This window comes from Syntrophobacterales bacterium, from assembly GCA_031274925.1.
Taxonomy (GTDB): Bacteria; Desulfobacterota; Syntrophorhabdia; order Syntrophorhabdales; family Syntrophorhabdaceae; genus PNOM01.
This window is the reverse complement of the sequence record JAISPL010000034.1, coordinates 1-11796: the sequence shown is the minus strand read 5'-3', so window position 1 is coordinate 11796 and position 11796 is coordinate 1. Positions and strand designations below refer to the sequence as shown.

General features: G+C 50.8%; 6 protein-coding genes. 3 read left to right on the top strand and 3 right to left on the bottom strand.

Annotated features, from left to right (window positions below; translation table 11 throughout):
• Positions 1-250: 250 nt before the first annotated feature.
• Together LBQ00_06060 and LBQ00_06055 are read right to left on the bottom strand one after the other, a co-directional pair.
• Positions 251-2737 (bottom strand): putative Ig domain-containing protein, encoded by a 2487-nt coding sequence (locus LBQ00_06060; GenBank protein MDR2018416.1) that lies wholly within the window; start codon positions 2735-2737, stop codon positions 251-253.
• A gap of 75 nt (positions 2738-2812) precedes the next feature.
• Positions 2813-4063, bottom strand: coding sequence for a SpoIID/LytB domain-containing protein (locus LBQ00_06055; protein MDR2018415.1), 1251 nt, complete (start codon positions 4061-4063; stop codon positions 2813-2815).
• 554 nt (positions 4064-4617) lie between these two features.
• Here LBQ00_06055 and LBQ00_06050 point away from each other — a divergent pair.
• The 3 genes from LBQ00_06050 (at position 4618) to LBQ00_06040 (ending at position 10268) form a co-directional block, all read left to right on the top strand.
• Positions 4618-5886, top strand: coding sequence for a patatin-like phospholipase family protein (locus tag LBQ00_06050; GenBank protein ID MDR2018414.1), 1269 nt, complete (start codon positions 4618-4620; stop codon positions 5884-5886).
• A 17-nt stretch (positions 5887-5903) separates the two neighbouring features.
• The gene (locus LBQ00_06045) at positions 5904-6941 is read left to right on the top strand and encodes an endonuclease/exonuclease/phosphatase family protein (protein MDR2018413.1); all 1038 of its coding nucleotides are present in this window, start codon (positions 5904-5906) and stop codon (positions 6939-6941) included.
• 630 nt (positions 6942-7571) lie between these two features.
• Complete coding sequence (locus LBQ00_06040; GenBank protein MDR2018412.1) at positions 7572-10268, top strand: UPF0182 family protein; 2697 nt, start codon at positions 7572-7574, stop codon at positions 10266-10268.
• Between the two features lie 620 nt (positions 10269-10888).
• Here LBQ00_06040 and LBQ00_06035 read toward each other — a convergent pair.
• Positions 10889-11796: hypothetical protein (locus tag LBQ00_06035; protein MDR2018411.1), on the bottom strand; the 908-nt coding region annotated here is incomplete at its 5' end.

The window sequence follows — 11796 nt, the reverse complement described above, 5'->3', positions numbered from 1 at the left end:
TCCTGAGTAAACTGGAATCCACAGTCTTTGCACTTGTAACGCTTCCGCCCGAGGTGTTGCCCGTTCTTAACGGACTTTAGCTTCCGCACTTCCTGCATTTCATACTGTCACCATCCTTGACAACAGTATATTCAGATAATCATTCTATATATAGGCGCTCTCAAATATTAAATTTCATAATAATATCTGCACCCCACCACAAGGGGAGAGTGCAGATATTTACTCGAGATGTGCCGCAATCCCTTCAGGCTTACGGCACGCCGGCGGCCGGCGTGGTGATCGTCGGTGTTGGAGCCATTTTCTTTTGGTTGTTATCTATGACGGCCGGTGCGATGATCGTCGGTGTTGGAGCTATTTTCTTCAGGTTGTCGTCCATGGGTGTTGGAGCGATGTTCTTCTGGTTGTTGTCTATGATCGGCGATGTTGGAACAACTATTTTCTCCAGGTTGATGTTTATGTTCTTCAGCTTGCTGTCTATGGGTATTGGACCTACGGGTACTGGAGTCATGTTGTCTATTTTGCTGCTGTCTATGATGCTGCGGTTAAGGGTAACGATGTTGATGCTCATGTCCTTTGTGTCGCTTCCCACTCTGTTTTGCGCTTTGACCGTAAAGTTAAACGTACCCGCCGCTGTTGGCGTACCGGAAATCTCCCCGCTGCTTGCCAAACTCAAACCAGGCGGCAGAGCGCCGCCTGCGACCGACCATGATATTGGGGCTATCCCGCTTGCGCTCAAGGACTGACTGTAGGCCACCCCCACCGTACCTACCGGCAAAGATGATGTGGTGATCATTGGAACAATCCCCATGATGCTGATGCTCATGTCCTTTGTGTCGCTTCTCACGTTATTTTGCGCTTTGACCGTAAAGTTAAACGTACCCGCCGCTGTTGGCGTACCGGAAATCTCTCCGCTGCTTGCCAAACTCAAACCAGGCGGCAGAGCGCCGCCTGCGACCGACCATGATATTGGGGCTGCCCCGCTTGCGCTCAAAGACTGACTGTAGGCCACCCCCACCGTACCTCCCGGCAGAGATGATGTGGTGATATTAAAAGGGTCCATGATGGTAATACCCAGTTCTTTGTCGATGCGGGTGCCTTGTCCTTGCCCATAAAGCGAAATGACGAAAAAGCCCGCCTCTCTTGGGACGCCGTAAATATCTCCGTTGCCTGCCAAACTCAAACCAGGCGGCAGGTGAGCAGCCGACCAGATAAGAGTTCCGCGTCTGTTCAGGACATACTCGTAATATTGACCTACGGTGCCGCTCGGCAGATCAAGCCTAATGAGCGCGGGGTCCCCTTGGATGACAATGGTCAATGTTTTCTGGTCGCTTCCCGTGTTGTTTCGCGCTTCAATCGTAACGACGAACGAACCCAACTCCGTTGGGATGCCGGAAATCACTCCTGTATTTGTATCCAGTCTCAAGCCAGAGGGCAGGCCGGGCAGTTCAACCCGTATAGTAAGCGGTATCCCACCACTAACATACCCTCCATCCCGCACTACCTCCCGCACTACAGACCAGGATATGGGCGGTGTTCCGCTTGCGGCCAAGGTATGACTGTACGCTTCACCTCCCTTGCCTTCCGGCAGAGAGGATGTGGTGATCTTTGGAAGAGCGGTAGCGGTGATGCTCATGGTCATTGTGCCGCTTCCCACTCTGTTTTCCGCTTTGACCGTAAAGTTAAACGTACCCGCCGCTGTTGGCGTACCGGAAATCTCTCCGCTGCTTGCCAAACTCAAACCAGGCGGCAGAGCGCCGCCTGCGACCGACCATGATATTGCCGGTAGTGACCAATTGCTTACGCGAAGCGTACAACTGTAATTTCTGCCTACAACACAATCCGAATGCTGGCAGGCGTAGGAGGGATCAATAATCGGAGGCTCTGGAACGTCAATGTAAATTCTACAGCTTTCCGTGGCGTCTCCCACGTCGGTTATCACTTTGGCTGTAAAGTCGGATATATACCCTGCTGTTGGCGTGCCGGAAATCACTCCGGTTCCATGATTTAAGGTCAAGCCGGGAGGCAGGCTGCCAGAAGATATCAACCAGGATCTTGGCGTTGCTCCATTGTCTCCACCGTTCATAAACAACTTACCGAGGTAAGACTCCCCCACACAACCTCTCGGCAGAAAGCCTGCAGAGGAAAGTGATGGAGTGTATACAATACGAGCGCTCAGGAGTTTTTGGTCGCTTCCCTCTTTGTTTCTCGCTTCAATCATGAAGTTAAACGTACCCACCGCCATTGGCGTACCGGAAATCACCCCGGTTCCCTGATTCAAACTCAAGCCGGGCGGCAGACCACCAGAGGACACAAACCAGGATATTGGCTCGCTGCCGGTTGCTTTCAGCGTATAGCTGCAAGCCTTACCTTGAGCACATTCCGGCAAAGATGATGTGGTGATAACCGGAGACTTATAAGAAGAAATGCTAATGTTCATTTGTTTACTGTCGCTTCCCTCATAGTTACTTGCTGTAACCGTAAAGGAGAATACGCCAGCAGTCGTTGGCGTGCCGGAAATTGCCGGTCCGGTCAACTTTAAGCCTGGCGGCAGGTTGCCGCCTACGACCGACCAGGATATAGGGGCTGTCCCACTTGCGTTAAGAAGATAACTGTAGTATACCCCCACAGTACCGTCGTCCGGCGGTATAGAACTATAAATAATCGTCGGCTTGGTCGCTTGAGCTACCGCGGGACAGAAAAATAAACCCATCAGCAACAAAACAAGAAATTTTTTCATGGCAAGCACCTTTCCTTCTGATTTAATCCCAACCATTCTTTGTGTAACACTCTCTATATTTTAAATAGAAAATAATTATTTGAGTTTCGCATGGTAGCGGTCGAACACCGCTTTAATATACTCGTGGTTGGCCGGGTTATTTCCCGACAACACGTTGAGCCAATACTCGCGGTCCACAATCACGCCGTCCGCCAATGCGTTGTCGACCGTGATTTCCACCGGTGTTTTTTCCGGCGACGGAAGCGCGGATCCAACAAAAGCGAGCTCGGTGCCCGGATAATAGAAAGCAAGGATGGCTTCAAACCCTTGGCCCGCATCGGCCCGGCCTTTCGCGCCCCACTGACTCATACCGACACCGTGGCCGTTCGCTTTGTTCTTGTCAAACGGGTCGCTTTGTGCCGGAAGGTACGGAACATCACTCCCCCATTGCTCCTTCGCCGAGACGGTCTGACCTCCGTTTGACGCCGAATAGGCTGTTTCGGCTGTCATGCCCTTGTAGGTAAGAATCATGCCGTGCGTCGCCGCGACCGCCATGTCAGTGCGCGGATTGATCTTATCCGGGTTGTATGCGATGGCGTCGTCAACGTCATACGGCTTCCCGTGGTTACTCTCGATCTTTTTATAAGCGATGCTCCGGGCGGCTACCGCCTGCGCCTTCAGCGCCTCGATATTCCACGACGGATAGACTTCGCTTGGAACCACGCCCCGAAGGTATTCTTCAACGTCCATGGTTTTGACGGTATTGCCTGTCCAGGCAGTGAGGACCCTGATGACCTGGCTTCCGGTGGGAACTGTGGGAGAGGGAGGCGCCGGCGGCGCGGCGCACAGTTTCTTGTTGACCTCATCCGCGATGTACGGGAAGCGTTCTTTTAAGTAGGGCCCAGGGCATACAGTCGCGGAAAAGTAGTTGTGCTGTGTAAAATTCCCCGCAGCGTCTCCGGTGAATACCAATTTCGGGATGTTGTTTCGCCGGCAGATATCTGTGCAAAGTTCAATCAATGTCGCCAACGCCATGTCGCTGACAGGCCAATTGCCGCCTGTCGCGCTGTTTGCCACCTCGATGGTGACAGCCTGATGGTCGTTCGCGGCGCTGGACGAAGTCCACGCCCGGTTTTTTTCCTCCACATACATTCCCACACGGCCGTCCGAGCCGATTCCATAGTTGCTGCTGGCGTTATGTGTTGTCGGAAAAAAGACATCCCCGCAGGACTCTATAGTGAGATTTCCCGCCATGTGGTGCACGGTTATCTTGCATATCGTTCGATTGCGCGGGTTGGTGCTGTTTGGCGATATTTTGACATATGAAACCAACGGACTGTTACTCATCGTCCTCGCCCTTTCCGTTCGAAAGCTCCGCCAAGGTTGTCATGGGTTGCCTCTTTATTCCCGGTCAGTTCCATATCCAAAGGGTTGTCCAAAGACTTTTCGTTCATCTTGTCTTACTCCTTTCTTATCTTTGGAAATGTATACATATGGTTGCTTTTCGAATAATCATTCCAGATAAAGATATATTTGTCAAGAAATACAAGAAATACAATGTGCGGTTTATTACGATAACGCCAACAAATGGCAGCATCTATAAAAACGTGCCGCACGCAGCTGCGATATCTGGCGGCAACTGTTATCATTCTGCCTGGGGCGCCATAAAATCATACTATTTTGAAATACCTGGATTACGAACCGAAAGACACAAGACATAAGCCATAAGCCGCTATCTTGACCAACGAAGGATTATTATATACTATGATGTTATCAGACCCCACAATCAAACCTCGGAGATTGTCCGCAGGTCTGTGAGCGTTTGCTATCCGCCATTGCCATCGCGATTAAGGGCGTCGCCTTCCAAGCGCCTCTATCCGGTGTTAAAGGAGCGTTATACGATGCAGGAACTGACGAAAGACAAATCCATCCTTCAGATTACGGACAAGATACGCGAAAAAGAAGCTCAGGGGCGCTACACAGTCTCAGACATTATTTTGAGCGAAGGTACGCGTAAATACCAGTTTGTCGACCTTGTGATGGAAGGCGGCGGCACGCTGGGGATCGCGCTGGTCGGATATATACACGCGCTTGAGGAGGCGGGGATACGCTTCCTTGGCATGGGCGGCAGTTCCGTGGGGGCGATTGTCGCGCTGCTCGCGTACAGCTGCAGCGAACGCATGGACCCAAAAGGCGAAAGGCTTGCGTCGATAATCGGCAACATGAACCTCGGGGAGATGGTGGACGGTAGCTTTTGGGCTAAGAGGCTTTCAAAACTGCTTGGCAAAAGGGACGCAAAGATGCGAACCGCGCGGATCATTTTCGGCGCACTACTGACGCTTCCGCAGATATTCGGGCGACTCGGGCTAAACCCCGGAGACAAACTGTATGAATGGATTTCCGATAGACTGGCCGAGAATAAGATACACACATTCGCGGATCTGCAGAGATTGATCAAGTCCCTCCCGGACGGAATGATACACCGTGAAACCGGGGACAGGATCATAGACCATGACACCAGCCTGAGGATTGTCGCTGCCGATGTCACCACCAGCACAAAAGTCACATTCCCTGATATGGCGGCGATGTACTGGCAGGAGCCGGACGAGGTCAACCCCGCCTGTTTTGTCCGTGCCTCGGCGTCTATCCCGATTTTTTTTCAGCCTTTCACGGTGGACGGAGTATCCCGGATTATGGAGAGCAGTGATAAATGGAAGCGCTTGGGGAGCTTTACCGGAACCCTGCCCGATAAGGTCTCCTTTACGGACGGCGGAATGTTGTCCAACTTTCCTATTGACCTGTTCAAGCGGCCCGGCGTTCCGCGCGCGCCGACCCTTGGTGTACGCTTGGGCAAAAAGTATCGGTCCGCGAAAGAGACGGACAAGCTCGGACAATACGCGTGGCAGCTTATCAATGCCCTCCGCCATTACGCGGATTACGACTTTATTTTCAAGAATCCGCTGTATAAGGATCTGATAGCGCATATAAACACCGGAGGATACAACTGGCTTGACTTCAATATGAGCCCGGAGGATAAACTAGGACTCTTCCGCGAAGGCGTCCTGGCGGGACATGATTTTCTGGAAACCTTCGACTGGGAGCAGCATAAGAAACTGAGAGCCGCCGAGCTCGCCGTGTACCGCGCGAGCGTGAAATCCACCAGACATTAGAAGGAGACGAGAAAAATATGCCTGCCTATGGCTCACTAAAAGGAATTTCAGACGACGCCGAAAGGCTTCGCGTCGCGGAAAAGCTGTTGGTTCTTCGCGCTCAACTTGACCGGCAGATTCCGGGAAAAACCGCAACGGATACCCTTCTGCTTGCGACATGGAATATACGGGAGTTCGGCGACAACAGGCGCGGCGAGAGCTTGCACTATATAGCCGAAATTATAAGCCGTTTCGATCTTGTCGCCGTTCAGGAGATCGCCGCCGATCTGGGTGGATTGCAAAAACTTGTCGCCCTGCTGGGACCGGGATGGGACTATATCATGACGGACAGCACCGATGGAACGGCAGGCGGCGGTGAGCGCATGGCATTTATCTTCGACCGGCGCAAGGTCTTTTTTCGAAAAATGGCCGGTGAGCTGGTACTGCCGCAGACGAAACTGATCGGGGAAGACAAACTGCAATTCGCACGCACGCCTTTCAACGTGGCTTTTCAGGCAGGCTGGTTTCGGTTCATTCTGACAACCGTGCATATTTATTACGGTACCTCCTCAAAGAATGATCCGCGCCGTGTGGCGGAGATAAAAGCCGTCGCGGAATTCCTGACCAAGCGAGCCGATAAAGAGAATGAAAGCTATATTCTCCTGGGGGATTTTAATATCTTCAATCAGGGCGACGACACCATGAAGGCGCTCACGAATCAAGGTTTCTATATCCCGGGCGCCATCAGGGAGCACCCCACGGATCTCGGTAAAACCAAATACTACGATCAAATCGCCTTTAAGTTAAAACTCGATAAGAACATGACCGTATTTTCTGAAGATAAGCAGCGTGCCGGCGCGTTTAATTTTACTGAGACAATATACCCTTCGGAAGATGTGGGTATTTATCAGAGATATTTCGATAAAAAATACATAAACGGGAAAACGGAGAAGGAAATACAAAAATATTATCTAACCAACTGGCGCACCTTCCAGATGTCCGACCATATGCCGCTCTGGATTGAGCTCAAAATAGACTTCAGCAACCAATATCTTAAAAATATTATACTTCGGTAAGAAATAAGAGCGGCGCGCTTCTCGCGGGAGGTATGGACAGAGAAAGGCAAGGCCGCGCGTCAGGTCTGTTCCCTGCTCTTTTGAATCCGGAAAATTGTTCGCGGTCTGACGCACAGTAATTAATTACGTGATATTTTGAGTTGATGAACCTCCCCGCTGCGTAAAGGGGGGGCGAGGGTATCCCCCCCGGTCTACGACTGACTATTGGGCCTTAAGCGCGTACCTCAAGGGGCGGGGAATCAGAACCGCAGAGATTAAATCATATGACAGATCGCTATTCTGCGGGCGACAGCAAGCGACATCTCAAGTGAAACGCGTCAGGGTATAACTTGAAAGATCGTTATTCTGCAGGCGGCAGCAAGCCCTTGAGGCGCAGATTCCATAAGCAATATTAAGCCTTTGAGGCGCAAATTCCACATTCTATCCACATTTTATCAATACTTTATCAATATGTTTTCAACCATACATGTGGAAAACGGTTTTCAGCTTGCATATTTTATTTCATAAGATTAGAATCACTTATCCGTTCCCGCGGATAAGCCTTTCGCGGAAAAGGATAAGCCTTATAACCCGTTCCAAAACAGTGAATTCTTATAAACGCCTTGCTTTAAGCGGGGCCGGAGGAGAAAGATGATTCGCAGATTCGGCCGCACTCTCCTGATAATCTCTCTTTTTGTTGCTTTCCTTGTCGTCTCTAAATTTACGGGAATATGCGTAGATTGGCTTTTCTTTAATGAGGTCGGTTTCGAGAAAGTATTCATCAGGACCATATCGGCTGAGATCCTGACCGGCCTGGGCTTCGGCCTCGCCTTCTTCATATTTGTTGGTCTCAATGCGCTTCTTGCATGCCGCGGCAAAACGTTCCCCATTGATATTCTCTTTATGCACCGCATGAAATTTACTTTCGATCCGGAAAAACTCGTCCGGATACTGAAGCCGGCCGGTCTTTCAGTTGCGTTTTTCGGCGCGTGGATCACCGGTCTCTGGGGAAGCAGCATATGGGTCCAGGCGCTCTCTTTTTTCAACAGCATCAATACCGGAACAAACGAGCCTGTCTTTGGGCACGACATCGGCTTCTATCTCTTCAGGCTTCCCATGTGGGAGCATATAAATGGATTTTCAGGTTTCCTCCTGTTTTTTACCATCCTCGTCGTCGTCGCAATCTATGCGATAAGGGGAAGTGTCATTCTCTCAGGAAGAGGCATATTGCTCATGGGGCATGCCAAAGTACATTTGGCTGTTCTTGTCCTGCTGTTCTTTATAAAGCTGGCTTTCGGATTCTATCTTGAAAGGTTCGATTCACTTTATTCTTCACACAGCATCATAACAGGGGCAGGATACTCCGACATCTATGGAAGACTTGTGGTGCTTAAGGTTCTCATGCCTTTGACGATTCTCGCAGGTCTTTTCTTTGCCTGGGGACTCTATAAAGATAGATTGAAAGCTGTTATTTTTCCCACTGCCGCGCTTATTTTTCTCTATATCACAGGGACGGGGATCTATCCTGCTCTCCTCCAGAATTTCAGGGTCGCTCCAAGCGAACTGGCATTGGAAGAGCCTTTTATCAAGAACCATATTGAGCTTACGAGATATGCCTATAATCTCAACAAAGCCGAGGTCGTCCCTTTTGACGTATCGTTTAATATCACCGCGAAAGATATCTCTAACAACGAGGCCACGATCAAGAATATCAGGCTGTGGGATGAATCGCCCCTTCTCAAAACATACAGTCAGTTGCAGCAGATCCGGACATATTACCGCTTCCATAGTATCGACAACGACCGTTATACAATAGGGGGAGAGTACAGGCAGGTCCTGCTCTCAGCAAGGGAGCTCTCCTATGACGACCTTCCGAGCAAGTCGTGGGTTAACGAAAAACTGGTCTTTACTCATGGCAACGGCATTGTCATGGGCTATGCCAGCAGGATATCAAAGGAAGGTCTGCCTGAATTCATCGTCAAGGACATCCCGCCCGTATCGGCGGCGGACGTAAAAGTCTCTGTGCCTGAGATATATTACGGCGAACTTACCAGCGACTACGTAATCGTGAATACGAAAAACCCCGAGTTCAGCTATCCGACCGCCAAAGGCAATGTGTATGCTTCATATAAGGGGTCAGGAGGGATAAGCCTCGACTCACTGGCTAAAAGACTGCTTTTCGCCGTATATTTCCAGACGGTAAAGATACCGCTTACTGCGGAGATCAGGAGCGAAAGCAGAATTTTATATAATCGCAACATATTGAACCGGATCGATAAGATTGCTCCATTCCTGCTTTACGATTCAGACCCTTACGTGGTCATCTCCGATAACGGCAAAGTCTACTGGATGATTGACGCATATACCATGTCGCACCGCATGCCCTATGCAAAACCCTTAAACGGCGGCATGAACTACATGAGGAACTCTGTAAAGGTCACGGTGGACGCCTATGACGGTAAGGTTGATTTTTATCTGAGCGACCCGGAAGACGCCGTGGCAAAGGTGGTAAGCGCCATCTTCCCGGGATTTCTGAAACCCATGAGCGAGATGCCCGCGGGACTCAGGGAACACATAAGGTATCCGAAAGACCTGTTTAAGGTCCAGACCTCCTTCTACTCTGCCTATCATATGAACGACCCGAAGGTTTTTTATAACAAAGAAGACCTGTGGGAGATGCCGCGCCATGGCGAGAAACCCATGGAGCCCTATTACCTGATCATGAAACTTCCGGAGGAAAAAAAGGAAGAGTATGTACTTCTCATGCCTTACACGCCGGCAAAAAGAGACAACCTCGCCGCGTGGTTCGCAGCCAGATGCGACGAGCCCAATTACGGGAAACTCCTTGTCTTTAACTTTCCGAAAGACCGGCTCATATTCGGACCGAGGCAAGTTGACGCAAGGATTGACCAGGACTCATTTATCTCCCAGCAGCTTACGCTCTGGGGCCAACGGGGATCACAGGTGATAAGAGGCAGCCTCCAGATCATCCCTGTCGATAAATCGCTCCTATACATTCAGCCGCTCTTTCTGGCAGCCGAGGACAAGGGAGGACTTCCGGAACTCAGGCGAGTCATTGCCGCTTACGAGAACAATGTAGTTATGGAGGAGAACCTGGAGCAGTGCCTTATCTCGCTTTTCGGCAGCAGAAAAGCGTCTCCTTCGGCCAAGTCCGAAGCTGAGTCCGGATCCCCGCCAACCGCGAAGGCGTCTCTCAAGGACCTCGCCAGGGAAACGGCCCAGATACTGGAGAAAGCGAAAGCCTTCCAGAGGCAGGGCGACTGGGCAGGCTACGGTGAGCAGCTCAAAAAATTGGAGCAGGCGCTGAAACAGATGTCAGGTCAATAGGCAGGTTACGGCCGGTCACTATGGGGTAAGGATATTAGGCCCTGCTGAGATAAGGAAATAGGGACTGCGGGGGGTGCGTCATACAGCTCACGCACCTGAAAGAGGTCCAATCATCCTTATTCGCCGGAACTAAACCTGATTGAACGTTTCCGGAGCCGGCTCAAATCTCGGTTGCGCAGTATCTTGTATCTGTTCGATTCATTTGATGTACTCTTGCAGACTGTTTTCAAGTGAGGCGACTTATAAACTTAAGGCCATGTAATGCCATGGCCCAAAAGGCACCGGCGGGACTATCCCGCGCAAGCCTCCATTGCCGCGGGATACTCTCATTCCCCGACGCTTATTTAGCGGGAGTGAATGAAGGTGTAATGATTTAGGTAAAATAAGCCCGCCAGGGCTTATATAGTCCCGACGGGCTTATTTTTTTAAGTTTGTTCAGTTATCGGTATATCGGTGTTACGCTTACCTTTTACCTCCGCGGTTCATCCGCTCGCCGTTTGGGGCATACGTTAACCCTTGATCGGCAGAAGCTGCACTTCCCTTCTGCCTTATGCGGCTCATCCGCCTGCGGCTTGCTTCAATCTTACCTTCTTACCTTGTTTTACCTCCTTTTCCGCGGCTCACCATCCGCCCGCTGTCAGCACGACGTCCTTCTCGTCGTTTATCGCTTGCTCGCCCATCACCTTGAGCGGGGCGCTGTGCCTTTTAGTCGTCCCATCGCCCAACTGACCGCTAGAGTTCTTTCCCCAGGTCCATACCTCTCCGTTGTCTTTAAGGGCAAGAGAGTGACCTGCTCCTGCAGCTAAAATCTTGGCGGACAGATCAACCTGTACAGGGGTAAGGCTGCCTTTGGTTTTACCATTACCTAACTGACCATTATTATTTCTTCCCCAGGACCATACCCCACCGTTATCTTTATTAATAGCGAGAGTGTGATACCATCCACCGGCAAGAGCGCTCGCGGATATGCCCACAGGCGTTGGGGTCAGGCGATTGGTCTTTGTACCATCCCCTAACTGACCGAAGTTATTCCTTCCCCAGACAAGCGCCATACTGTTACTGTCTAAGGCTAAAGAATGAAAGCCTCCTGCGGCAATGGCAGCTACACCGGATAAGGGAACCAACGTGCCATCAATGTCTTTGATTTTCACTTGAACGGGGGTCAGGCGATTGGTCTTTGTACCGTCTCCCAGCTGACCGTAACGATTATATCCCCATACCCATACATTATTTTTATCGTCTAAGGCTAAAGAATGAAAGCCTCCTGCGGCAATGGCCGTCACACCGGATAAGGGAACCAACGTGCCATCAAGGTCTTTGATTTTCACGTGAACGGGGGTCAGGCGATTGGTCTTTGTACCGTCGCCTACCTGACCGGAGCTATTCTTTCCCCAGGCCCATACATGACGGTTACTGTCTAAGGCTAAGGAATGATATGATCCCGCGGCAATGGCAGTTACGGTGACCCCGGAGAGTCCCTGCACCTGAACGGGAGTACGGCGATTGGTCTTTGTACCGTCTCCTAACT